The organism is Alcaligenes sp. RM2, from assembly GCF_052931795.1.
In genome coordinates this window covers 795766-820902 of the sequence record NZ_JBRFIO010000001.1, presented here as the reverse complement: position 1 = coordinate 820902, position 25137 = coordinate 795766, and the positions used below count along the sequence as shown (strand labels likewise).

Genomic DNA, 25137 nt, shown 5'->3' with positions numbered 1-25137 from the left:
AGCTAATAAAACAAAGTTATATACAGAACCAGACCATGTCCACGCAAGCCGATCCAAGCCGACGCAACGCCTTTATTCTTTCCGGGATGCAAGCATTAGGCGGGGCAAACCCGGCCTTGGTGGTCGCACTCAGCAGTCTGGTGGGCCAAAAAATGGCCAGCAGCCCGGACCTGGCGACCTTGCCGGTAGGTATTTTCAACCTGGGTCTGGCTGTGGGCATTTTGCCAGCGGCCTACCTGATGCGCCGCTTGGGGCGCCAGGGTGGCTATATCATCGGTGCCTTGCTGGGCATAGGGGCGGGCCTGCTGGCCGCCGCCGGGATCTACAGCCTGTCCTTTGTCATGTTCTGTGTGGGCACTCTGCTGGCCGGGCTGTATGCCTCTTACGTACAAAGCTATCGTTTTGCCGCGGCCGATGACGCCAGTGATGCCTTCCGCCCCAAGGCCATTTCCTGGGTCATGGCCGGGGGGCTGCTGGGCGCGATTATCGCCACCCAGACCATTATCCATACCCAGGACATTTGGCCGGAGCACCCTTTTGCCGCCGCCTTCCTGGCACAAGCTGCCCTGGCGGCCTTGGTCCTGCCCTTCGCCTTTGGCCTGCGCCTGGCACCGGGCACACGGAATCAGCAAGAGAAAATCCCCTACACCGGACGCCCGTTACGCGAGATTGCCTCCAATAGCTACTTCATCATTGCGCTCCTGGCCGGAGTCGCTTCCTATGTGCTGATGAACTTTCTGATGACGGCTTCGCCCTTGGCCATGGTCATGCACGGCCATAGCCTGAAAGAGTCCACCTTGGGGATTCAGTGGCATATTCTGGCCATGTTCGGCCCCAGCTTCTTTACCGGCAATCTGATCAAGCGCTTTGGCAAGATCCCCGTCACCTTTGCGGGCGTGCTCTTGCTGGGACTGGCCAGCATTGTGGCGCTGCTGGGCATGACGGTGCCGCATTTCTGGGTGAGCCTGATTTTGCTGGGTCTGGGCTGGAACTTCGGGTTTATTGGTGCCACCAATATGGTGGTGGACTGCTACCGCCCGGAAGAGCGTGGCCGTGTGCAAGCTTTGAATGACTTCATCATCTTTACCTGTGTGGCCTTGTCTTCCTTCACCTCGGGCCGCGTGCTGGCCGTGTATGGCTGGTATGGGGTCAATACCTGGACGCTGCCGATCTCGGCCGTAGTCATGCTGGCTTTGGCCTGGTTGTACTTCAAGAATAAGCGTCAGCCCTACTTCGCCAGTTAAGCAAAGCGACAGCTCATGAAAAACGGCCCCCAAGCCTTGGATTTCATCCAGGCTTGGGGGCCGTTCCTCTTGCGTTCAAATCATCGGTAAATAAGCAGGCTTGGGGCCGCGAGGAAACTGAGCGTCCAATGCCTGAATATGCTCGGGCTGCAGCACCAGATCCCCGGCAGCGGCATTTTGCTGGGCATGAACCGCGCGCGAGGCCTTGGGAATCACAAACACATTGGGGTCACGCAGCAAAAAAGCCAAAGCCACTTGCCGCGCAGTAGCCTGATAATGGCTGGCAATCTCGGCCAAAAAGGCCCCGCCTTCTGAATTCGGCTCGGGGAAATCGTCGTGACCAAAGGGACTGTACGCCACCACGCTGACTTGATGCTCCCGACACCAGGGCATAACCGCGTGTTCAATGGCACGCTCGTTCAGGTGATACAAGACCTGATTGCAGGCAATTTCACCCGGCCCCACGATGTCGTACAGCTCTTCCAGATCCGGCACGTCAAAATTGCTGACGCCCCATTGCTTGATCTTGCCTTGCTGAACTAGCCTGTCAAAGGCTGCGCAGGTTTCTTCCAAAGGAACCTGACCGGGCCAGTGCAATAAATACAGATCCAGGTAGTCCGTACCCAGACGCTTCAGGCTGGCCTCGCAAGCGCGGATTACACCCTGACGGCTCGCATTGAAGGGCAAGACCTTGGACACCAGAAACGCCTCGTGCCGACGACCTTGCAGGGCCTGACCGATCAAGGTTTCTGCTTGCCCGTCACCATACATCTCGGCGGTGTCGATATGGTTCATGCCAGCGTCCAGCCCGGCCTGAAACGCGGCCACGCTCTGCGCCCAATCGGCCTGCTCCACATACCAACTGCCTTGGCCTACACGCGAAACACGTGGTGCCGACCCTAGTTTTTCATATCGCATCAGCTTGTCCTTCCATAACTACTGTCCAAACCAGCCCAACTGCGACCCCCTCACAAGGCGTCGCGACCGCTCTCCGAAGTACGGATACGGATAGCCTGCTCGACCGGCGTCACAAAAATCTTGCCATCGCCAATTTTGCCCGTATGGGCGGCTTTGATAATGGCTTCGATGATTGCATCACAGCGATCGGCCGCCACCACGATGTCCACACGAATCTTGGGCAGAAAATCCACCACATATTCGGCACCGCGATACAGCTCGGTGTGGCCCTTTTGACGACCAAAGCCTTTCACTTCAGTCACGGTCAAGCCGTTAACATCCAGCTCTGCCAGGGCTTCGCGAACTTCATCCAGCTTGAAGGGTTTGATGATGGCCGTAATTTGTTTCATGGTTACTCGCACGTCAAATTTAAAGAGGATCTTTGGCAGCGCCCGGCAAGGACGGGCGATGACTTTCTGCTGCCAGACTCAAGCCCAGGCTCAAGTCGCGACCGGTAGGCGACTGGAACAGACGCAAGCCAAGCTCAGGCAGCACCGCCAGAATGTGGTCAAAAATATCGCCCTGGATGCGCTCGTGGTCCACCCAGGCGGTTTTATTGGTAAAGCAATACACCTCGATAGGAATACCGTCCGCCGTGGGCTCCATCATGCGCACCATCTGAATCATGTCCTGATGGATTTCAGGATGGCGCTTGATATACGCCATGCAATAGGCACGGAAGGTACCCAGATTGGTCAGGCGGCGGTAATTGACCGCATCCAGACCGGCACGGCTCAATTCCTGATTGGAACGCTCCAGATCTTCTTTTTTCTCGTTCAGGTAATCGCGCAGCAAGGCAAAGCGCGACAGGCTATCGACTTCAGTCGGCGTCAAAAAACGAACGCTGGAGGCATCAACGCTCAACGTGCGCTTGATACGGCGGCCGCCTGACTCAAACATCTGACGCCAGTTGCGATAGCTCTCGGAGAACAGCTTGTAGGTGGGAATGGTGGTGACGGTCTTGTCCCAGTTCTGGACCTTGACCGTGTGCAGCGCCATATCAATAACAAAACCATCCGCCCCGGCCTGCTTCATTTCGATCCAGTCGCCGATGCGCAACATGTCATTGGTGCTCATCTGCGTGCTGGCCACCAGCGACAGCAAAGTGTCTTTAAAGACCAGCAAGAGCACCGCCGACAGTGCACCCAAACCGGAGAGCAACAGAACGGGCGATTGATCCAGAATGATGGAGATCATGACAATAATGCCAATCGCCCACACCGCTATCTTGGCCACTTCCACATAGCCCTTGATGGACTTGGTGCGCCCTTTGCTGGAATTGGCGTAGACCTCTTGCCAGGCCCCCAGGAGGCTGACAATCGCCATGATGAGAAAGACCAGAAAGCCCAGCAAGGCCACCCGCTCTATGATTTCCAGCAAGGTCTTGGCCAGGGGCAGCAAGGTCAGATTGGAACTGACCACCAGCAAGGGCACGGCATAGCCCACATTGCGCACAAAGCGCTTCTTGACCAGGGCACGCGCCCAATCGTCCTTGCCCGCCACTTTCAGCAAACGCCGCACCAGGCGTGAGAGTACGGAACTGGTCAACCAGCTGACAATCCAGACCAGCACCGTCAGCATGGCCAAACCGGCCAAAATCTGTACCCAGCGATCCTGCGGTAAATACGCTTCGATCCATTGCCATCCCAACAAATCGGCAAAGGTGCGTTCTTGCTCCATGTATTCTTCCTTGTCCAGCCAGCCCCAAAAAGGGCCCGCATGGTTTCCTAGAGTCTGAAAACTATCTAATATACTGCACAGCGTCTGTTTCCTGCGGGACTGGATGACCTGCGTCAGCCCGTCCGATCCACTATAATTGCCCTCTATGTCATCAAACACCCCCTCCTCTTCCCAAGACCAGTTCGCCAATAAGGCCATGGCCTGGTCGGCTCGCTTTTCCGAGCCCGTCTCTGACCTCGTCAAACGCTACACAGCGTCGGTGGACTTTGACAAGCGCATGGCCCGCTTTGATATTCAGGGTTCTCTGGCCCACGCCAGCATGCTGGCTGCCGTCGGTGTGATTACCGAGCAGGACAAGGCCGACATCGAGCGCGGCATGAGCCAGATTCTGGACGAAATCGCCCAAGGCCAGTTCCAGTGGTTGCTGGATCTGGAAGACGTGCACCTGAACATTGAAAAACGTCTGGTCGAGCTGATTGGCGATGCGGGCAAGCGCCTGCACACCGGCCGTTCGCGCAATGACCAGGTGGCTACCGATATCCGCCTGTGGCTGCGCAATGAAATCGACATTGCCCTGGACCTGCTGGCCCAGATGCAGCGCAAACTGGCTGAACTGGCACTGGCTCAGGCAGACACTATTTTGCCCGGTTTCACCCACCTGCAAGTGGCACAGCCCGTTACTTTTGGCCACCATTTGCTGGCCTACGCCGAAATGTTCCAGCGCGACGCCGAGCGTCTGCAAGACTGCCGCAAGCGCGTGAACCGCCTGCCATTGGGCGCGGCCGCACTGGCTGGCACCAGCTACCCGATCGACCGTGAAATGGTTGCCAAGCTGCTGGATTTTGACGATGTGTGCCGCAACTCGCTGGACGCTGTGTCGGACCGCGACTTCGCCATCGAATTCTGCGCCGCTGCCGCCCTGATCATGACGCACATCTCCCGCTTCTCCGAGGAGCTGGTGCTGTGGATGAGCCCACGCGTGGGCTTTATTGATCTGGCAGATCGCTTTTGCACTGGCAGCTCCATCATGCCACAAAAGAAAAACCCCGACGTTCCCGAGCTGGCTCGTGGCAAGACCGGTCGCGTCAATGGTCACCTGATTGCCCTGCTGACTTTGATGAAAGGCCAACCGCTGGCCTACAACAAGGACAACCAGGAAGACAAGGAAGGCCTGTTCGATTCGGCTGATACCATTCGCGACACCCTGACCATTTTTGTAGACCTGATCTCCGGCATCAAGGTCAAGCCAGAAGCCATGCGCGCCGCAGCGCTGCAAGGTTTTGCGACTGCTACTGATCTGGCCGACTACCTGGTCAAGAAAGGCCTGCCTTTCCGTGATGCCCACGAAACCGTGGCCTTGGCCGTGCGTGAGTGCGAGCAACTGGGTTGCGACCTGGCAGACCTAAGCCTGGAGCAACTGCAAAAGTTCGACAGCCGTATTGAGTCGGATATTTTTGGCGTGTTGACTCTGGAAGGCTCGGTGGCTTCACGCAAACACATCGGTGGCACCGCACCTGAGCGGGTGCGTATTGAAGCACAGCGCATTCTGGATCGTATTCCTGGCTGATAAGCAGCGACTGCTGAAAGCAGAAAAAGCCGCTCCTGTCCCAGGAGTGGCTTTTTTTATAGGTGTTGACTTAGATTTGATCTGACGTGTTTTGTCAGTTGCGTTAGGGTTAGGACTGGAACCGCCGCTTTCGGCCAAAAGCGGTCTCCGGTAAGAGCCTGCTTTCAGGTGGAATGACGATCGGCCTTTAATTACAAGCCGCCTCAGATGCGTACTCTAGGCCCCGGTGTGTGTGCAGGAATGTTTTAAAAGCCAGTGTAATTAGGGGCTTGCTCATCGACCAAGCCTACCAGCCAACCTTCTTGACTGTTCGTGGAGCCTCTTGCAGCCAGAGCGACAAAATGCATCTAAAATGGGCGAGCGCGAAACGGAGTTCCTCGACGGGCACCACTAACTTCTAATTCCTATATCACGTTGGGAACCTATGCACAGTCTTCTTCTTGGAAACGGTATAAATCGCGTAGCATTGCAGAGAGGCTGGCACGAAATACTGCAAGATTTGGCGACCACATTCGACGGCAAAGATTTGATGCCACATATCGAATCTAAACCGCTATCCATGTTTATCGAAGAGCTATGCGCTCGCTCCACAATGCCATTCCGGAAAGCAGAGCAGATGGTAAAAGTTGAGTTCGCAAAGTTACTCAAGCAAATCGATTCGGTTGAAGCTCACACTAGGGTATGTGATCAATTCAACGTGATCATGACCACAAACTATGACTTTACCATCGAGGAGGCATTTTCCGGACCACTACACTCTCCTGCATTTCTTGCTCCTGAATCCAGATACAGCCTATTTCGTCGGCATACCGCGGGAATGAAAGAAATCTGGCATATCCATGGCGATGTGGCTCGACCGGCTTCAATGGTGTTGGGGTTCGATCACTACGCTGGGTACCTGCAAAAAATCCGAAACTACGTGACGGATTGGGTTGAGGTAAAGGCTCATCCCCATGGACGTGCACGTAGTCCTGTGAAACAAGGCAATCTAGAATTCACAGATAACTGTACAGTTTACTCATGGGTGGATTATTTCTTACGAGATCACGTCCACATTGTCGCGCTGGGTTTAGACTTCACAGAAATCGATCTTTGGTGGTTATTACTGCACAAACGGCGGCGCAAGCGTCAAACAGGGCAAGTTTTTTACTACCACGTCTCACTCGATAGAGAGGCAAATGAGACCCCAATCACCTCTCTACTACGATCATTGAATGTAACGGTAGTACCAGTGGTAGCAGGAAGCTATAGCGACTGCTATCTCAAGGCCGCTGATCTCATAAAAACGAAGATCGCGTCCTTGCCCGAACTATATACAACACCACTACCACTCGATACAAACCAGCATCCTGAATCACCAATCTATAGGCCACCAGTTAAGCAGGGAGAATTGAGATTTCCTAGGCTGAAATAGTTGATCGGCTCTGATGAGCAATTTTTCGGTCGTTGTTTGTTATTGCCAGCGGCAGCTTTGGGGCGTTTTCTGCCCGATAGATCTGCCAGCGTCTGTCAGATCAACCTGAGTCAATACATTTATACGGCTTCGACCTACTTCCACTCCTGCCTGCCCGGATATGCAGCTTAGACTTCGCTGCTGATACTGACAAGCTACCTTTTTAATTCCCTCCGTGGGGTGCATCTCCAGGCGTGCTAAACCCCTCCAGCAACGATCGAAGAAGCGGCACCGCCTCAAAGTGCAGGTGCCGCACTCAACGTTAAGGCTGAGGCTGAATCAAAAGCATCGTGCTGCTTTGCGCATTACGACGAATGTCCGTATGTGTCACATCCATCGTCTTGCACTCGAAGTTCTCGTACAACTTCAGCTGATCCTCGTAATGCGGGCTGCGCACACCATTACGGTCGGTGAAACCGCTTTGGCCGGGCGGCATGGCATCGCAGAACTTCACGCCCTGGGTATCAAACACCACACGGTTGTTTTCCGTGCCACGGTTCTGATAGCCAGTAAAGGCAAAGGTATTGCCCGAATTCGTCTGCGGAGTGCCCGTGAAGTTCTTGTCACTGAAGCGATGCACCGAGGTCGGCATGGTCCAGCGCTCCATCTGAGCACCCTGCTCCTGGCTCAAGCGGGCCTGCGCATTTTGCAAAGCCGTGTGCATGATTTCCTGAGACGAACGCTCACCAAAGACATTCACACGCTTGGGATCAGGATGCGCTTCCAGCGCCAAAGCACGCAACAGTACCTTGGTGCCCATGCTCAAGTTGATCGAACCAGGGTTGGGACCTTGCTGCGTAGCAAAACCGGTCTGGCTATACATGGCACGATGCGATTCAGGCACCACCGGCATCAGGACTTGCTTGTACATCTCTTCCAGCCAGGTTTTGAACAGCACCCGTGCCGGTCCGGCATTTTGCCCAGCTTGATCGTGTTCCATGCCATCCCAGGCCAGCAAGGTCGTCAACGCCGCCTGACCAGCGTCATTGGCAGGTAGACTTTGCGCCAGCTTTTCCAGATGCGGACGGAAATAGCGCCAGTTCACATCGCTGTAGGACGCCTTCTTGTTGAACGCCCAGATCTCCTGCACGCTGAACACATCTTTCTGCTGATACTGGCTGGCCAGCTCGTTCATGCGGTCGCCATAAGTCCAGTAGTAAGTATCCGTATTAGTTTTATCCGACGCGGGCTTGTTATTCCAGTTGACCAGATAGCCTTGCGGCGGATTGTAGGCTTTAGGAATCGCGTCAAAACTCTTGATGCCCTGCCACTCCATGCTGCCGTCCCCTTTGGCTGGCACGCGGATGTCCTGATTGGCAGGACGCTGGGGCAAGAAAGCAGGAGAGACATAGCCGATATTGCCGTGCTTGTCGGCGTAGTACCAGTTAATGGAAATCGCCATCTTGCTGGCCTGATCCAGAAACTCCATCCAGTTGCGCGCCTTGGCTACATTCAGCCAAGCCAGCAAGGACTGCACCTCATAACCATCCCAGCTGCGCTTCTTGCTGTAAGCCGTGCCCTGTTCGTAATCAAACTGCATCACGGGGCCGTGTACGGTGCGCCATATCGTCATTTCACGATCAGCCTGACCGCGTACCTGGATACGCTCCTTGCGCTGCTCCATCGTGCGCCAGGCATTATTGAACCAGTACTGATCGACGCGCGCCGGGTTCAGTTTCTCCTGGTACATATCCACCACGTCCTGAGGACCAGCAGTCGCCCCCCAGGCAATCTCGCTGTTGGTACCGAACAGAACAATCGGATAAGCAAAAGGCGTATTGCCCACCACATCAAAGCCCGCGCCGTGCAGGCCAATACCGTAGGTGTAAGCCGGGTTGTACCAGCCAAACTGCGGGCCGTTGATCAGGATGGTAGACCCATCCTGAACACGCTCGGGGCGGGTGCTCCACAGATTGCTGGCCTTGGGTGCAAAGTCCGGGCCACGGCCACCCCAATGCTTGTCCTGACGCTCGAGCTCGGCAGTCAGCACTTGTGAAGAAACATGGGTCAAATTCTGTGCCCCTGCTCGCGCCTGCGGCTTGCGCTGGGCGGCGGGGGCCGGAACGGTGGTGGGGGCTGTTGTGTCATTGATCCACAGCAGTTCATCAAACAAGGCACGGCCACGTTCCGGGCCGTGCTGTTTTTCCAGAGACTGACGCATGGCCAGTGCCGTCACTTCCAGATTCGTGTCGGAAAAGCGATTGGCCATGGAGCCCACCCAGATCATGACCACATCAAAGTCCGTCAGTGGCTCGGGCTGGAAATCAAAGTCTATGTATTCTTTAGGCAGCAGTTCAGGACGACGGCGCACCTGCTCCAGATAGGCGTTATAGCCATCAGCATAGCCACGGAAAATATCGCGCTCATCCTTGGACAAGGCTGCTATCTGCCGCTGAATGGAAGCCGGGGTGAAGTTCTGGCGCACCTGCATGTCGTACTTGACGTAGACATCCTGCTCGCCAGGACCCAGAACAGCGGCTGTTGTGCCTACAAAGGAGCGGCGCGCCATATCCATCTGGAACAGACGGTCTTGGGCGACCGCATAACCATAGCCGTAATACAAGCCATAGTGGCTGTCGGCAAAGACGTGCGGCACACCATAGCTGTCACGCATCACCTCTACCGACTGCACCTGCGCATGGGCCGGTGCCCCCGCCAAACCCAAGATCAAACCAGCGGCCGCAACCCCTGTACGAACAAGCCCTTTCTGCATATCTGTCCCTTGTTTTTATGATACTGAAAATTCTTATGAACCTAAAATATTGAAGCTAATACAAATAGGAAATCACAATGTAAAACAATCAGGATCGAAAACAAGTAAGGGCTTGCCCTAGTTAGCGCTGCTAAGCAAGGGCTTGAAAACGTATTTAGAAAGACACCAGACGACCGGGATTCACCGCACTCATCATGCCAATGGCGGCCTTGACCACTGGGATCGCCAGGCCGGATAACTGATGGCCCAGGGGAATGCTGCGATGGGTAATATCCGTCAGCATGGCAAAGTCCTCGTTGCGACCCATGACGTCGTCACTAATGGCTTTACCAATACGCACGGTTTGCGCCACGCCGTGACCACTCCAGCCATGCACCATGTACACAGGTACCGCATCCTCGGTCTTGCGCGAGTCAGTTGCCCCGTTCAGGGTGAAGTCACTGATCCCGCTCCAGGAGAAGTCCAGTTGCACCTGCTCCAGCTGCGGGAAAACCGTCTGGATACGATCCAGCAGGTAGTCATTGATACGTTCAGGGGACCAACTGGTGCCTGTGCCCTGCCCGCCAAACAAAAGACGGTTTTGACGCACGGCGCGGTAATAGTCGATCTGAAACTGGGTGTCATACACCGCACGGTCTGTTGGCAGCAGCTCGCTGACTGGACACCCCAGAGGTTCAGTCACACCCACATAGGTATAGAACGGGACAGTGGTATTGGACTGCGTGGGCAAGAACTGCGAAGTCGTATCATGCACGGCTAGTACCAAGGCCTGACGGGCCAGAATCGTGCCACCGGGGGTGATAGCCAAAGCGCCCTTTTCCGTCTGCTCGATTTCCTCGACCGGGCTGCCTTCGTAAACTCGACCGCCGTGCTGAACCAGGCCGTAAACCAGTCCGCGCAGTAGCGCCAGGGGATGCAACTGACCACCCAGAGTATCCACCACAGCACCATGATACAAGGGCGAGCGGATTTCCTGCTCCAGCTCGTAGCTACCCACAACTTCCACGCTGGTATCGCCCAGATAGCGTCGGGCATCCGCCCCCTCTACCAATGCGCCCATATGGCCTGCGTGAATGGCAGCCGTTAAATGACCACGACGACGATCAAAATCCAGCTCGTAATCCTGAGCAATCTGATCGAGCAGATCCATAGCCTCATGGGACGCGAAGCGCCATAAGCGGCGAGCTTCATCCAAAGGCAGATGCGCAATCATGTCTGCGGCTTCCCAACGGGCCAGGCCGGGAGTCAACTGACCACCGTTTCGGCCTGAAGCGGCAGAGCCAATACTGTCTTTTTCTACCAGCACCACGTCCAGGCCAGAGCGGGCCAAGTGCAAGGCGGTAGAGGCACCCAGCAAGCCACCACCCACTACCAGCACATCACATTGCGTGTCGGCTTGCAGAGGCTCAAAGCGGTTCCAGGGGGCAAGTGATGCTTCGTAATACGTCGCGGGCGCGACAGCTTCGTTCAGATGGCCTTGTCGCCAGTTCCACAATCGGGGATTACTGACCAGCAGGCTCTCTGCATTGGAAACATCATTTAAAAGAGTCGGTTTAGAAATAAGCATAAATGTCCTGTGTCTGTTACGGCCTTTTGGCCGCCTGGATCACAGAGCGGAATGCTCCGGTGACGCCCCGTCAACGCGGCGTTCCGTTCTGTCTCGTTATCAACACCCCGTTGTAAAAACGGGGTGGAACGATCTTCTTCTACGCTGTAGAATTAATTTATTCTACTCTGTAGAGTTAAACTTGGCAAATCTGCCCTTTCCCTATCAAAGGAACTCTATTGGCCCAAGCACCCGCCACGCGCACACGCAAACTGAATAAGGACGAGCTGGTCATCGCCGCCGTCACCTTGATGGAGGAAGTCGGCGACAGCGGCTTTTCTTTACGCAAACTGGGGGAACGAGTCGGTTGCGATCCAATGGCCGTGCTCTATCACTTCAAGTCCAAGGACGGCTTGCTGCGTGCGATGGCAGATTATTTGACAGGCCGCATTCAAGCTGTGGATACGGGTCTGTCGTGGACAGAGCGTTTGTATGAATTGGCCCGACAGTATCGTGAGCTGGCCTTGGGCCACCCACAGACTTTTCAGCAAATGCAGCGTTTTCTGAATACCGGCAAGGCCGACTATCTGGTTCTTGAGCAGGTATACAGGGCCTTGCGTGATGGCGGTTTGAGCGATGCCGAAATCCCCGCCGCCTGTGTGGGCTGGTATGCCGCTTTATATGGATTGATTCAGGGCGAGTTGGGTGGACTTATCCGCCCGGTGACTGAAGAAGAGCTAAACGAACTGGAACAATGGCCCGCCGAGGATGTGCCTATGCTGCGCCAGATTCTGCCGCGCTTTGTGCATCTGCAATCCGAGCAGGTATTCAAGATGATGATGGAGCTGATACACGATGGCTTGATTGCCCATGCTGGTAAAGCGGCGACACCTGCCACCAAGCAGTAAAACCAGCAACGGACCGAATCAAACACACAAAACCGATCAGCCAGCCTAGCCTTCAAACGTGGTGATAAAAAGCATATAGCTGCCGGCCACCTTGGCAAGGACACAGGCTGGCTCATGCCCACATCTCGAGAAACGCACCTGAACGCGACTGATCTTTCCGCCAGCCTTCAAAACGCGATACCACCCAACTGGTCGAGATTGAAGGCAACAGCACCTTGGGCGAACGAGCTGACAAAGCCCCCAAGAAAAAACAAAATGCCCCGCAAACTGGAACTCTGTCCAATTTGCAGGGCGTTTTAGTTGAAGCCTGCTTAGGTGTACTTAGCGTGTAAAGACGGCAATTGATTCCACGTGTGCCGTATGCGGGAACATATTCACCACACCGGCCGATTCCAGCGTATAACCACCCTGGTGAACCAATACACCGGCGTCCCGAGCCAGAGTACCTGGGCTACAGGACACATAAACCAGACGCTCGGGGCGCTCGTGCTTTTCCAGCTGCGCCAAAGCGGTGGCCACAGCGAAGGCACCATCGCGTGGCGGGTCAATCAGCATGCGGTCGAAATGCCCCAGGTCACGCAGCCATTGCACGTCCACTTCAAACAGGTTCAGGGTAGTAAATTTCGCCTTGTCCTGCAGGTTGTGGGCCAAGGCCGCTTCACCGGCACGTTCAGTCAAGGTGCTGCTGCCTTCAATCCCGACCACTTCGGCGGAGCGGCGTGCCAGCGGCAGGCTGAAGTTACCCAAACCACAGAACAGGTCAGCCACCCGATGCTCGGGTTTGACGTCCAGCAAGGTCAAGGCACGCGAGATCAGGCTTCGGTTAATGTCATGGTTCACCTGCGTAAAGTCGGTAGGACGATACGGCATGCGCAAATCAAACTCTGGCAGTGCGTAGGCCAGCTTGTCCGCATCTTCGCGCAGCAAGGGGTGCGCCGTTTCCGGGCCCTTGGGCTGCAACCACCAGCTGATGTCGTGCTCCTGCCCGAAATCCTGCAAACGCTGGATATCCTCGCTGGTCAGCGGCTCCATATGACGCAAGGTCAAGGTTGTGATCTTGTCGCCCATAGCTAGTTCGATCTGCGGCAGGCGATCGGGGCGGGACAAGCCAGCCAGACAGGAACGCAAGGGTTCCAGCAAGGCAGAAACCTTGGCAGGCAGTACCCGACATTCCGTCATGTCCACCACATAGCGGCCATTCTTTTCACGGAAACCGACCAGCACCCCACCCTTTTTAGGCACGTAGCGCATGGAGAAACGGGCGCGATAACGGTAACCCCAGTAAGGACCGTGCAAGGGTGCCAGCACGCGACCTGGCTTTACCTTACCAATATGACCCAGGGAATCTTCCAACACGCGCTGCTTGACCGCAACCTGGGCCGAGGGCTCCAGATGCTGCATGGCACAGCCACCACAAACACCAAAGTTGGGACAGGGAGGTTCAGCACGCTGCGACGAGGCTTTCAACAAGGCCGTCATGCGGGCTTTATCGTAAGAGTCCTTGGAGCGCACCGTCTCGGCCAGTACTGCCTCGCCGGGCAAGGCACCTTCCACAAACACCACTTTGCCCTCTTTGTGGGCGACGCCGCGTCCTTCCAGATCCAGCGATTCAATTAACAATACGTCAGACATTCGATAAAAACCTAAATAAGCGTCCTGCCAAGCAGAATGGCGCAGTTGCATTGCTGCAAACGATGGCGAATCGCTGATTTTACAATGAGCATTCGGCACAACGGGTAAAAACAAGCAGAACGCGGCCATAGCGGCTCGGCGACACGATGAAATCTGTTGTACCCGGGCTGAACAAGAGGCATGGCCTTCAAGCATGGAGGTGGATTTTCATTAAACGAGTCATTCCTCCCCGAGCGGCCAACGACAAGGCACAAAAAAAGCGGCCAGAAGCCGCTTTTTTCAGTCCAGATACCGAGCTTATCGCGTAGGCAGGTACGAGATCGGGTTGACCGGCGTACCGGAGCGACGAATCTCGAAGTGCAGTCGTGGCGAGGTGGTGTCAGACTGACCCAGATCGGCAATACGCTGCCCCTTCTTCACCTGCTGACCCGTTTTAACGTGCAAGACACTGTTATGGGCGTAGGCAGTGATAAAGCCATTGCTATGACCGACCAGAACCATGGAGCCTAAACCGCGCACACCGTTACCGGCGTACATGATCTTGCCATCCGCAGCGGCAACCACGGGGTCGCCCACCTTGCCTTCGATATCAATACCTTTGGTCGAGGCATTAAAACCCTGGATGATCTTGCCACTGGCAGGCCAGCCCCAGGCGATCAGGGCCGCGTCGCTGGCGCGAGGCGCAGACACGGGCGTTTCAGTCTTGACCGGCGTGGCCGGGCTGACGGGCGAGGTCTGTGTGCTACCGCTACCGGCTGGGCGAGTCGTCACCGCCGCCATCGAGGTATTGCCATCCAGACGCAAGGTTTGACCCACGCGCAACATGGAAGGATCCGTAATCTGGTTCAACTGGATCAGCGAGTTCACGTCCATGCCGTGCGCTTGTGCAATCTTGTAGAGCGTATCACCAGGGCGTACCACATAGGTACCCGAGGCACTGCTGACGCTGCCTGCCGCCGAAGAGGAACTCAGGTCAGTGACTGGGGCACGCTCATTACGGCTTGCACAACCAGCCAGCAGGGTACTGGTGACCACAGCCGCCACCAGGCACTGACGGGGCGTCAAGAACCACTGTGTACCGGTGGAAGCAGCGGTTAACGGTAACCTGACTGCATGCTGCATATAAATCTCCTGAGAATATCTGACTAAATCTGGGTTCCGGCTCGCATCGGCACGAAGCGAACCGCATCAAGTTCTTCACGACGCCAAGTAGCCTGTCCGGTGCGTTCCACCAAAACCAGGCGCTGTTGTGTCGTACCTTCAGGGGCGATCAGTCTCCCCCCCAATGTTAATTGTTCCAATAAGGTTCTGGGAATGACCGGACCGGCTGCCGCCACAACAATAGCATCATATGGTGCCGCGGCAGGGTAACCTTGCATTCCGTCACCAAACATTATTCGAGCCCGTTGCGACAGCCCTAATTGGCGCATGTGATCGCGAGCCATATCGCACAAGCCTTTGATACGTTCTACCGCATACACTTCTTTGACCAATTGTGCCAAAACAGCAGCCTGATAACCACATCCGGCTCCCACTTCCAGCACCTTGGTCGGTATTTTCTGGTCACACACCAGGCTGATCATATGGGCTACAACCCAAGGCTGGGAGATGGTCTGCGCAAAGCCGATAGGCAAGGCATCATCTTCATAGGCCCGACTGGCCAAACCCTGATCAACAAACTGATGGCGCGGTACTGCCTGCATGGCCGCCAGCACTCGTTCGTCGGTAATTCCTTGACGGCGCAAGCGCTCGATCATCATGCCACGCGAGCGTTCCGAGTTCAAACCCAGGTTGACACTTGTTGACACTTGCGGTGACAAAATGGCCGAGGGTGTCGGTTGTAACTGGCCCCGTTGCACAATACGGGTATTGCTATTGCTGGCAGACAGGCCACTGCCCAGGCTGGACTTGCCGAACCGGTTCCGAGTGCCGTCTGCAAAAGGATAGCGCTTGCCTGGTTTACTTGTCATTGCATCCAGTCCCGCAATCCGGCCAGTTGCTCGTGGTGAGTCAGGTCCGCGCGCAAGGGCGTAATGGATACTGCACCTTGTTCGACGGCACCGAAATCTGTGCCCTGCTCGCTATCGGACACACCACCGACACGGCCAATCCAGTACACGGGTTCGCCATAAGGCGTCTGGCTTTTTACGACCGGCTCCGAAGGATGACGCTTGCCCAGGCGGGTGACTTGCGTGCCCTTCAAGGCTTCGTAGGGCAAACACGGAATATTCACGTTCAGCAAGGTATTGGCCGCCAACGGCTTCTTCTGACAGCGCTGTACCAGATCCCGTGCCACGCGCGCTGCGCTGTCCAGGTTCTTCCAGCCGCGTTCGATCAGGGACAACGCAATCGCGGGAATACCAAACAAATGGCCTTCCATCGCGGCCGCTACCGTGCCCGAATACAAAGTGTCGTCGCCCATATTGGCGCCATTATTAATACCGGACACAATCAGATCGGGACGAAAATCCAGCAGGCCTGTCAGGGCCACGTGCACACAATCGGACGGTGTACCATTAACAAAATAAAAACCATTGCTGGCCTGGCGCAGCGACAGGGGACGATTCAAGGTCAGGGAATTGCTGGCACCGCTGCAATTGGTCTCGGGTGCAATGACAGTCAGCTCACCCAGTCCTTGCAAGGCTTCATACAAAGCCTCGATACCGGCTGCTGTATAGCCATCATCGTTGGAGACCAGAATACGCATGCTTTACTTTTCCGTTAAAAATCTAACAGGGGCAGCAAATTGTACCCGCTGCCTTTGGTATTTTGCTGCAAGGCCGGTAGAATCCGCGCAACAATAATTGTGGAGCTCAATCCTCATGAACGCCGTTTCTTTTGCTGTGGCCGCCCCGCTTGTCGCCCTCTTGTCCTATTTGCTGGGATCCTTGCCGTTTGCCGTAATCGTCAGCAAGATCATGGGCTTGCAAGACCCTCGCACCTTTGGTTCGAAAAATCCGGGAGCCACTAATGTACTACGTAGCGGCAATAAAAAAGCAGCTGTCCTGACCTTGTTGGGTGATGCCTTCAAAGGCTGGCTGGCTGTCTTTCTGACCCAACAGGCCATCAGCAACTGGGGCTGGGCACCGACTTTACTGGGTGTCAGCGCCTTTTTTGCCTTTTTGGGTCACTTGTACCCGGTCTTTCTGGGCTTTAAAGGCGGTAAAGGCGTGGCAACCGCGCTGGGTGTCATCCTGGCCCTGCTGCCCTGGCTGGCTCTGGCTACCGCGGCCACCTGGCTGATTATCGCTTATGTCAGCCGTTACTCGTCGCTGGCAGCCATCATCAGTGCCGTGTTTGCCCCCTTGTTTTACCTGCTCGGTGCCAAGGTGGTCTGGCCCATGAATGCCTCTATTGCCACGGCCCTGGCCCTGATCAGTGCCTTCTTGCTCTGGCGTCACCAGGAAAACATTCGTCGTCTGATGACGGGCAAAGAAAGCAAGATCGGTTCCAAGAAAAAATAAGCACTAACGCTCTTGCTGGGAGACAGGCTGGTTCACACAAGCCAGATCCCAGCGAGGCCGGATGGCAAAGCCATGCTGGCTATCATCCAAAGTCACCAAACCGTGCTTGACACGCATGGCCGCCGCAAAAGCAATCATGGCACCGTTATCGGTACAGAATTCCAGCGGTGGAAAGAACACCTCGCCCTTTAAACGCGCCACGGCTTTCTGTAAATAAGCCCGCAAGTGGCGGTTGGCGCCCACACCACCGGCAACCACCAGACGTTTCAAGCCCGTTTGCTTCAAGGCCTTGATCGCCTTGGCGGCCAGCACGTCCACAATGGCGGCCTCGGTCGCAGCAGCCAGATCAGCGCGTTGCTGTTCAGTAATCCCGCCCTCTTCCGCTTCCAGCTTGCGCAAGCGCGTCAGCACGGCAGTTTTCAAACCACTAAAGCTGAAATCCAGATCCTTGCTGTGCATCATGGGACGCGGCAGCTCGTAGACGCTGGGGTCACCCTGTTCAGCCAGACGCGACAAGGCCGGGCCGCCGGGATAACCCAGGCCCATCAGCTTGGCGCTTTTATCAAAGGCTTCGCCTGCTGCATCGTCCAGCGTTTCACCCAGCAATTCATACTGACCCACACCATCTACACGCATCAGCTGAGTGTGGCCACCCGAGACCAGCAAGGCCACAAAGGGAAAGTCGGGACGCGGCTCGGCCAATAAGGGCGAGAGCAAATGACCTTCCAGGTGATGGATAGCAATCGTCGGTTTTTTCAGCGACCAGGCAATCGACTGCGCCACACTGGCTCCCACCAGCAAGGCACCGGCCAGACCGGGGCCGGCGGTATAGGCAATGGCATCGACCTGATCGAGCTGCATATGGCAAGAAGCCAACACCTGCCGTGTCAAAGGCAGGACGCGACGGATATGATCGCGAGAGGCCAGTTCAGGCACCACCCCACCATATTCACGGTGCATGGCGATCTGGCTGTGCAAGGCATGGGCCAGCAGGCCCTGTTCCGTGCTGACCAGCGCCACGCCAGTTTCATCGCAGGAACTTTCAAATCCAAGAATATTCATGGCGCCTATTTTAGCCTGCTGTATTGGGGAAAATAGGAATTTATCCCCTCAAGACAATCAGCGGATAGTGTCTGGGTTGTGCCGATACATCGCGACAAAGGGGGGCGACGCAGTGGCACACTCGTGGTTAAAATCCCGCATCGATAATTTCACGCTCCAATCGCCTAATAATCACAAGGAGGCTGCCCATGTTTGAACGTCTCTTCAAACTCACTGAGCATGGCACCAACGTCCGTACCGAGGTCCTGGCAGGTATCACTACCTTCCTGACCATGTCCTACATTATTTTTGTGAATCCAGACATCCTGTCGTCCACAGGGATGGATCGCAATGCCATTTTTGTAGCCACCTGCCTGGCTGCTGCTCTGGGCACGTTCATCATGGCCTTTGTGGCCAACTGGCCTATCGGCATGGCACCGGGCATGGGCCTGAACGCCTTTTTTGCCTTCACCGTGGTCGCCACCCTGGGCTATACTTGGCAACAGGCACTGGGCGCGGTCTTTATTTCCGGCGTCATCTTCCTGATTCTGACGGTGACTGGCATCCGGTCCTGGCTGATTCGGGGCATTCCCAAATCCCTGCAAAGCGCCATTGCCGCCGGTATCGGCATGTTCCTGGGCCTGATCGCCCTGATGAACTCGGGTATTGTGGTGGCCCACCCTGCCACCAAGATTGGTCTGGGTGACCTGACCCAGCCCGCAGCCCTGTACGCAATTCTGGGTTTCTTTATTATTGCCGCCCTGGACGCGCTGAAGGTGCGCGGTGCAATCCTGATCGGCATTCTGGCCGTGACCATTCTGTCCATGCTGACCGGTCACAGCGAATTTGGTGGTGTCGTCTCCACTCCACCCTCGCTGATGCCCACCTTCATGCAGCTGGACATCATGGGTGCCCTGCACACCGGCTTTGTGCACGTGATTCTGGTTCTGGTTCTGGTTGAGGTGTTTGACGCCACGGGCACCATGATCGGGGTTGCCAAGCGCGCTCGCCTGATTGAAGAAGGCAAGCCCAATCGCCTGGGCCGCGCCCTTCTGGCTGACAGTACCGCCATTGTGGCCGGTTCCATGCTGGGTACCAGCAGCACCACTGCCTATGTGGAAAGCGCCTCGGGTGTGCAAGCAGGTGGCCGTACCGGTCTGACAGCGCTGACCATTGGTGTCCTGTTCCTGCTGGCCCTGTTTTTCTCGCCACTGGCCGCGACCGTTCCCGGTTACGCCACCGCCCCCGCCTTGCTGTATGTGGCGTGCTTGATGATGCGCGAGATCACTGAAGTGAAATGGGACGACATGACCGAGGCCGTGCCTGCTGCCCTGGCTGCCTTCACCATGCCCTTCACCTACTCGATTGCCAACGGTCTGGCCTTTGGTTTTATCAGCTACGTGATCCTGAAGCTGACAACCGGCCGCTGGCGCAGTATCCACCTGGCCACACTGATTGTCGCCATCTTGTTTGTGATCAAGTACGCAATCGCTACGGAATGAAAAACCTTTTAGCAAACTCGTTTGGCGCTTTAGGGCTGCCTGGAAAACGAGTACACTGATTGCATGTTTAACGAAGCGGCTGAACACCATCAGCCGCTTTTTTATTGCGGAGGCTCCCCCATGAGCATCGTCGAACTGAACGAAGAAACATTCCAGGCAGCAGTAGAAGACGGCAAACCCCTGATCATCGACTTCTGGGCTCCTTGGTGCGGTCCATGTCGCCAATTCGCCCCTGTCTTTGACGCAGCAGCGGCCAAGCACCCCGGCGTGACGTTTGGCAAGGTGAACACGGAAGAAGAGCAGGAACTGGCCGCTGGCCTGCGTATTCGCTCCATCCCTACCCTGATGGTTTTCCGTGAAAACGTCTTGCTGTTCTCGCAAGCCGGTGCCCTTTCCGCTGCCCAGCTGGACGATCTGATCGAACAGGTCCAGGCTGTGGACATGGAAAAAGTCCATGCTGAAATTGCTGCCCAGCAAAACCAGCAGCCTGACCAGGCCTGATTTGCCCGGCCCCAGAAAAAACGCCAGACGATTTGTCTGGCGTTTTTTTTGCATGAATGCGATTTAGTCGCAGTTTTCCAACTCGATAATCGCGAAGCCACTGCGTTTGATTTCATTTTCGACCGGCGCAGAAGCCATTTCCGTATGGCAGAAGCGGCACTCGCGCGAGGTGAAGTTTTCCACATTCACCCCTTTGGCCGCCAGATAGCGCTGACCATAACTCAAGACCTTGTCCATATCCTTGGCATCGTCGCTGACCAAGATATCAAAGTGCATACGACGCCCGTCAGGACGCACAACGTAGGTATCAAACACCGCAATCTTCATGACAAACCCTTTTCAGCAAAAAACCTAGTAGGTACAGGTCGGCCCGCAAGAGGAAGAAGCCTGCTTGTCCGCCACCCCCTCTTTCTTGTCTGCTTGCGCCGGGCGGCGAGCAATCAGCTGGCCGACAAACGCACCCAGACGCAGATCGTCCAGATGGCCCAATTCCTTCAGAGCCAGATTGCCATCACGGTCAAAAATAATGGTAGATGGTGTCCCGCCCAGGCCCCACTCCTTCATGGTGCGCGGCAAGGGGCCGCTGTCTGAAGGCTGATCAATGGCGATGGGGAAATTCAAGCGGTACTCATGGGCAAACGCCTGCAAAGCTGCAGGGCCCATCACGTCGTGATGCTCGAACACGCTATGCAGGCCTATGATGCGCAGATCATCGCGCGAGAACAGCGTATCCAGTTTCTTGGCTTGCGGCAGGCTGTTGATGACACAACCAGGGCAAAGCATCTGAAAGGCCGTGACCACCACCACGCGGCCACGCAAGGACGCCAAGCTTAATGGAGCGGTCGTATTGAGCCACTGGCTGGCATGGATCTCGTAGGACATGGCTTACACCCACAATGCTGACTAAACCCGATCATACCCGCAGGCTGGATACAGACTTAGAAGGAATCAGAGGTATTTAGTATGGCCACTGCCTGGACGGTGCAGAGGGATAATCGTCTGGAAAAGATACCTTTTCGTCCAGAAAGCTCAATCAAGGCGGATGGCGACCAGAGGTCCATTGCAGACCTTGGGCAGAACCGAGGATGACTTAGGCTTGCTCCAGGGGTTCACATTCCCCCTGACCACGCGTCATATTGATAAAGGACTGTTGAAAATCAGCTTTATGCTCGAGCGGCAGATTCAACAGCCACTGCACACCTTCAGCATCGAATTGCTCGTCCTGAACCTGAACGCCAAAGCTGTCGAAACGGGATTGAACCAAAGCCAGATCGGCAAAGGAGCAACGGCAGCGCAAAGCCGCCATGGGAATCAGCTCCTGCTTGTCAGCAAGACGCAAACATTGAGCGGCCACGCCGCCATAGGCACGCACCAGGCCACCCGTACCCAGCTTGACGCCCCCAAACCAACGTATCACCAGTACCGCAACACGGTCGCAATCCTGGCCTTCTATGGCTTGCAAAATGGGACGCCCGGCCGTGCCGCCGGGTTCGCCATCATCGTTAAAGCGGTATTCCGACCCGATCTTGTAGGCCCAGCAATTATGCGTGGCATCGGGCACACCCTTGGCCTGGAAAAAAGCCAAAGCCTGGCTGGCACTGTCTACAGGCGCAGCCAGTGCCAGAAAGCGGCTTTTTTTGATGTCCTGCTCGAAGCTGGTGGGCTCACGCAGGGTAAAGACCGCCACCCCTAGCCTCAGTCCTGCTCGCGGCTAGCCAGATAGTCTTCGTAGCCACCGCGGTAATCCACCAGACGGCCTTCTGGCATCACTTCGATAATGCGGGTTGCCACGCCGGAGACGAACTCGCGGTCATGAGACACGAAGATCAGGGTACCTTCAAACTTTTCCATGGCCATCTGCAAGGACTCGATCGATTCCATATCCAGGTGGTTGGTCGGTTCGTCCAGGAGCATGACGTTGTGACGACCCAGCATCAGACGCGAGAAAGTCATGCGGTTTTTCTCGCCACCCGACAGCACTTTCACGGGCTTGATGATGTCATCGGCCGAGAACAACATGCGGCCCAGCACCGAGCGCAAAGACTGATCGTCGTCGCCGGCCTGACGGAACTGGCTGATCCAGTCAAACACATTGTCTTCGGTATCGAACTCGTCCGAGACGTCCTGAGCCATATAGCCGATATCAGCGTTCTCGGACCAGACCACCGAGCCGCTGTCAGGAGTCAGATCACCGGCCAGCAAACGCAGCAAAGTCGTCTTACCCACACCGTTCGCACCCACAATCGCAATTTTCTCGCCCGCTTCAATCATGGCCGAGAAGTTCTTGATGATGGGATGATCGTAGGACTTGCTCAAGCCCTCGACCGTCACGGCCAGGCGGTGCAGAACTTTTTTCTGTTCAAAACGAATAAACGGGTTCTGACGCGAAGAAGGCTTCACTTCGATGGTCTCTGCCTTCAGGCGACCAATCTGTTTCAGGCGCGAGGTAGCCTGACGGGATTTGGACTTGTTGGCGGCAAAACGGCGCACAAAGTCCTGCAGCTCGCCAATACGCTCTTTGGCCTTGGAGTTGGCCGCCAGCACACGTTCACGCGACTGCACCGACGCCAGCATGTAATCGTCGTAGTTGCCGGGGTAGACACGCAGCTCGCCGTAATCCAGGTCAGCCATGTGAGTGCAGACCTGATTCAGGAAGTGACGATCGTGACTGATGATGATCATGGTGCTCTGGTAGCTGTTGAGCACATCTTCCAGCCAACGGATGGTGTTGATATCCAGGTTGTTGGTCGGCTCGTCCAGCAGCAGGACATCCGGGTTGGAGAACAGGGCCTGTGCCAGCAGCACACGCAGTTTCCAGCCCGGAGCCACTTCGCTCATGGGCAACTGATGCTGTTCGACCGGAATTTCCAGACCCATCAGCAATTCACCGGCACGGCTCTCGGCGGTATAACCGTCGTACTCGGCAAAACGGGCCTCCAGTTCGGCGGCCTTCATATAGTCTTCTTCGGTGGCCTCTGGATTGTCGTAGATGGCATCACGCTCTTGCATGGTGTTCCACATTTCTGTGTGGCCCATCAGCACCACGTCCAGCACACGTTTGTCTTCGTAGGCAAACTGGTCCTGACGCAGCTTGCCCAGGCGCACGCCCGGATCCAGCGATACATTACCCCCGCTTGGCTCCAGGTCGCCGCCAATGATTTTCATGAAGGTAGACTTGCCCGACCCGTTGGCACCAATCAGGCCATAGCGGTTGCCTCCGCCCAGTTTGACACTGACGTTTTCAAATAAAGGCTTGGCACCAAACTGGATCGTTAAATTAGCGGTGGAGATCACGTAAACGTACTTTGAAAAAGGTTGAGTTCAACCCAGTAGTGTATCAAGCAGGCGCGAAATCCGTTAGTGTTCGTGCTCATCCAGAACCAGATAAGCCATACCGTCCTCGGTAGCCAGGCCCACTTCCTTGCCAATAGGCAGGCTGACCTTGACGTCCACATGGCCATAAGGCAGGCCCGTTACGACCGGGACTTTGACGGTTTCACGCAACCAGCGCACCACCGAATCCATATCAAAGCCGTTATCCGAAGCGCCTGTCTTGTAAGCCGTAAAACGGCCCAATACCACCGCCATCTGACGATTGAGCACGCCGGCATGCCAGAGCTGCGTCAACATGCGCTCGACTCGGTACGGTGCTTCACCCACGTCTTCCAGGAACAGGATACCGCCGTTGATATTGGGGAAGTACGGCGTGCCCAGCAAGGAGCAAACCAAGGCCAGATTGCCGCCCCACAGAACACCGTGACCATCGACGGCATCCGAACCCTCGGACTCAAAGCTGAACAGCTCCAGCTCGCCACGCATCAATTCGCCAAACAGTTCGGTCGTCAATTCATCGGTTTCATCGCCACCAAAGTCCGCAATGGCGGTGGGGCCGGTGTAGCTGATGGCGCCAGTTTGCGCCAGCAAGGCCAGATTGAAGGCCGTGAAATCCGACATGCCGACAAAACGCTTGCCACTGTCGGCTACCGCGCGCCAGTCGATCTGGCCCAGAATGCGGCTTAAACCGTAGCCACCGCGTGTCGCCATCACAATGGGCTGAGGCTGTTGCAAGGAACGCTGTACCGCGGCCAGACGCTGAGCGTCCGTACCGGCAAAGCGTTCATCCACCGCCAGGGCGTCCGGGTCTATGTCCACGGCAAAGCCCAGCTGGTTCAGGCGCTGGCTTGCCAGCTCCAGGCGCTTGGGTTCAAGGATCTGGCCAGAGGGCGAAAACAGGTAAATGCCCGAACTGTCCTGCTGCCCACAATGGCACTGGCCATGTTCGTGGTGATGGTGATGATGGTCGTGCTCGGGGCTGCTCATGATTAACCTTGAAAATAAAGTGCTGACATTTTAGCGAGACTACTGGGCGCCATCCAGCGGCGATTGGACTGTTTGAGCCTGCTTTTGCAACTTCTTCTGTTCGCGTCGTTCGCGGAAAAAATCCCGCAAGGCCTGGGCCGCCTCTTCGGACATCAAACCACCCGAGACTCGGGTGTGGTGATTCAGAGTGGAATGCAAATGCAAGGACTCCACACTGCCACACACTCCGGTCTTCGGATCGGCTGCGGCCCACACCACCCGCGACAGACGCGCATGCAACAAGGCCCCCAAGCACATCATGCAAGGCTCCAGCGTCACGAACAGGCTGGCTCCGGGCAAACGGTAATTGCCAACTTTACGCGTCGCGGCGCGCAAGGCCACGATCTCGGCATGCTGGGTGGGATCGTGATCACAAACCGTGCGATTGGAGCCCACAGACAGCAACCTGCCGTCCGCATCCAATAGTACGGCACCTACGGGCACCTCGCCGATGCTGGCCGCCAGTTGAGCCTGCTCCAAGGCTAAAGCCATAGCCTGAGCATCACTCAAAACGTCACTCTCTGTTGGCGGTGGTAAGCTAGTTGGCATCGTCAAATCCATTGCGTTATT

23 protein-coding genes are annotated in these 25137 nt (G+C 55.9%); 7 read left to right on the top strand and 16 right to left on the bottom strand.

Annotation, left to right across the window (positions count from 1 at the left end):
* The first annotated feature begins 35 nt into the window (after nucleotides 1-35).
* Entirely contained in the window at nucleotides 36-1244 is a 1209-nt protein-coding gene (locus ACU6HM_RS03765) for an MFS transporter (RefSeq protein WP_035271794.1), read from the top strand.
* Nucleotides 1245-1319: 75 nt separating this feature from the next.
* Here ACU6HM_RS03765 and ACU6HM_RS03760 read toward each other — a convergent pair whose 3' ends face one another.
* The 3 genes from ACU6HM_RS03760 to ACU6HM_RS03750 are packed head-to-tail and all read right to left on the bottom strand — an operon-like array spanning nucleotide 1320 to nucleotide 3881.
* A complete protein-coding gene (locus tag ACU6HM_RS03760; protein WP_302356838.1) occupies nucleotides 1320-2162 on the bottom strand; it encodes an aldo/keto reductase in 843 nt (280 codons plus the stop codon).
* 50 nt (nucleotides 2163-2212) lie between these two features.
* Nucleotides 2213-2551, bottom strand: a complete 339-nt coding sequence (locus ACU6HM_RS03755; RefSeq protein WP_003799650.1) for a P-II family nitrogen regulator — start codon at nucleotides 2549-2551, stop codon at nucleotides 2213-2215.
* A gap of 19 nt (nucleotides 2552-2570) precedes the next feature.
* On the bottom strand, nucleotides 2571-3881 hold the full coding sequence (locus ACU6HM_RS03750; RefSeq protein WP_060185150.1) for a mechanosensitive ion channel family protein: 1311 nt from the start codon (nucleotides 3879-3881) through the stop codon (nucleotides 2571-2573).
* 145 nt (nucleotides 3882-4026) lie between these two features.
* Here ACU6HM_RS03750 and argH point away from each other — a divergent pair, with 145 nt between their 5' ends.
* Together argH and ACU6HM_RS03740 are read left to right on the top strand one after the other, a co-directional pair.
* Nucleotides 4027-5448 (top strand): argininosuccinate lyase, encoded by a 1422-nt coding sequence (gene argH / locus ACU6HM_RS03745; protein ID WP_083053454.1) that lies wholly within the window; start codon nucleotides 4027-4029, stop codon nucleotides 5446-5448.
* Between the two features lie 424 nt (nucleotides 5449-5872).
* The gene (locus ACU6HM_RS03740; RefSeq protein WP_446763354.1) at nucleotides 5873-6862 is read left to right on the top strand and encodes an SIR2 family protein; all 990 of its coding nucleotides are present in this window, start codon (nucleotides 5873-5875) and stop codon (nucleotides 6860-6862) included.
* 301 nt (nucleotides 6863-7163) lie between these two features.
* On the opposite strand, the gene ACU6HM_RS03735 is transcribed toward ACU6HM_RS03740, so the two are convergent.
* Nucleotides 7164-9614, bottom strand: a complete 2451-nt coding sequence (locus tag ACU6HM_RS03735) for a penicillin G acylase (protein ID WP_446763353.1) — start codon at nucleotides 9612-9614, stop codon at nucleotides 7164-7166.
* Nucleotides 9615-9768: 154 nt separating this feature from the next.
* Entirely contained in the window at nucleotides 9769-11181 is a 1413-nt protein-coding gene (locus ACU6HM_RS03730; RefSeq protein ID WP_254499159.1) for an NAD(P)/FAD-dependent oxidoreductase, read from the bottom strand.
* A 218-nt stretch (nucleotides 11182-11399) separates the two neighbouring features.
* Here ACU6HM_RS03730 and ACU6HM_RS03725 point away from each other — a divergent pair, with 218 nt between their 5' ends.
* Complete coding sequence (locus ACU6HM_RS03725) at nucleotides 11400-12068, top strand: TetR/AcrR family transcriptional regulator (protein WP_021446538.1); 669 nt, start codon at nucleotides 11400-11402, stop codon at nucleotides 12066-12068.
* 321 nt (nucleotides 12069-12389) lie between these two features.
* Here the strand turns inward: ACU6HM_RS03725 and rlmD are convergent, their stop codons facing one another.
* The 4 genes from rlmD to surE all read right to left on the bottom strand — a co-directional run bounded on the left by rlmD (nucleotide 12390) and on the right by surE (nucleotide 16407).
* Nucleotides 12390-13700: a 23S rRNA (uracil(1939)-C(5))-methyltransferase RlmD gene (gene rlmD / locus ACU6HM_RS03720; RefSeq protein WP_022983150.1), complete on the bottom strand. Its 1311-nt coding sequence runs from the start codon at nucleotides 13698-13700 to the stop codon at nucleotides 12390-12392.
* 297 nt (nucleotides 13701-13997) lie between these two features.
* Entirely contained in the window at nucleotides 13998-14822 is an 825-nt protein-coding gene (locus ACU6HM_RS03715) for a peptidoglycan DD-metalloendopeptidase family protein (protein WP_009462088.1), read from the bottom strand.
* Between the two features lie 23 nt (nucleotides 14823-14845).
* Nucleotides 14846-15670: a protein-L-isoaspartate(D-aspartate) O-methyltransferase gene (locus ACU6HM_RS03710; RefSeq protein ID WP_009462090.1), complete on the bottom strand. Its 825-nt coding sequence runs from the start codon at nucleotides 15668-15670 to the stop codon at nucleotides 14846-14848.
* Nucleotides 15667-16407, bottom strand: a complete 741-nt coding sequence (surE, locus tag ACU6HM_RS03705; protein WP_009462092.1) for a 5'/3'-nucleotidase SurE — start codon at nucleotides 16405-16407, stop codon at nucleotides 15667-15669. The genes ACU6HM_RS03710 and surE overlap by 4 nt, the downstream gene beginning before the upstream one ends.
* A 115-nt stretch (nucleotides 16408-16522) precedes the next feature.
* On the opposite strand from surE, the gene plsY reads away from it, so the two are divergent.
* Nucleotides 16523-17164 (top strand): glycerol-3-phosphate 1-O-acyltransferase PlsY, encoded by a 642-nt coding sequence (gene plsY / locus ACU6HM_RS03700; protein WP_009462095.1) that lies wholly within the window; start codon nucleotides 16523-16525, stop codon nucleotides 17162-17164.
* A gap of 3 nt (nucleotides 17165-17167) precedes the next feature.
* Here plsY and tsaD read toward each other — a convergent pair whose 3' ends face one another.
* Entirely contained in the window at nucleotides 17168-18226 is a 1059-nt protein-coding gene (gene tsaD, locus ACU6HM_RS03695) for a tRNA (adenosine(37)-N6)-threonylcarbamoyltransferase complex transferase subunit TsaD (protein ID WP_009462097.1), read from the bottom strand.
* 188 nt (nucleotides 18227-18414) lie between these two features.
* Between tsaD and ACU6HM_RS03690 the strand changes: the two genes are divergently transcribed.
* Both ACU6HM_RS03690 and trxA read left to right on the top strand, forming a co-directional pair.
* Nucleotides 18415-19707, top strand: coding sequence for an NCS2 family permease (locus tag ACU6HM_RS03690; protein ID WP_021446536.1), 1293 nt, complete (start codon nucleotides 18415-18417; stop codon nucleotides 19705-19707).
* Nucleotides 19708-19827: 120 nt separating this feature from the next.
* Nucleotides 19828-20208, top strand: coding sequence for a thioredoxin (gene trxA, locus ACU6HM_RS03685; RefSeq protein WP_009462103.1), 381 nt, complete (start codon nucleotides 19828-19830; stop codon nucleotides 20206-20208).
* Nucleotides 20209-20271: 63 nt separating this feature from the next.
* Here the strand turns inward: trxA and ACU6HM_RS03680 are convergent, their stop codons facing one another.
* From ACU6HM_RS03680 to tadA, 6 genes are all read right to left on the bottom strand, one after another.
* A complete protein-coding gene (locus ACU6HM_RS03680) occupies nucleotides 20272-20535 on the bottom strand; it encodes a DUF2024 family protein (RefSeq protein ID WP_009462104.1) in 264 nt (87 codons plus the stop codon).
* A 24-nt stretch (nucleotides 20536-20559) separates the two neighbouring features.
* Nucleotides 20560-21090 carry a peroxiredoxin family protein gene (locus ACU6HM_RS03675; RefSeq protein WP_446763352.1) on the bottom strand — a complete coding sequence of 177 codons (531 nt, stop codon included), beginning with the start codon at nucleotides 21088-21090 and terminating at the stop codon, nucleotides 20560-20562.
* 208 nt (nucleotides 21091-21298) lie between these two features.
* A complete protein-coding gene (locus ACU6HM_RS03670; protein WP_203145786.1) occupies nucleotides 21299-21895 on the bottom strand; it encodes an IMPACT family protein in 597 nt (198 codons plus the stop codon).
* 8 nt (nucleotides 21896-21903) lie between these two features.
* Nucleotides 21904-23502, bottom strand: coding sequence for an ABC-F family ATPase (locus ACU6HM_RS03665; RefSeq protein WP_009462110.1), 1599 nt, complete (start codon nucleotides 23500-23502; stop codon nucleotides 21904-21906).
* 63 nt (nucleotides 23503-23565) lie between these two features.
* A complete protein-coding gene (locus tag ACU6HM_RS03660; RefSeq protein WP_021446533.1) occupies nucleotides 23566-24528 on the bottom strand; it encodes an LD-carboxypeptidase in 963 nt (320 codons plus the stop codon).
* 39 nt (nucleotides 24529-24567) lie between these two features.
* Nucleotides 24568-25116, bottom strand: a complete 549-nt coding sequence (gene tadA / locus ACU6HM_RS03655; RefSeq protein WP_051316269.1) for a tRNA adenosine(34) deaminase TadA — start codon at nucleotides 25114-25116, stop codon at nucleotides 24568-24570.
* Nucleotides 25117-25137: the final 21 nt, after the last annotated feature.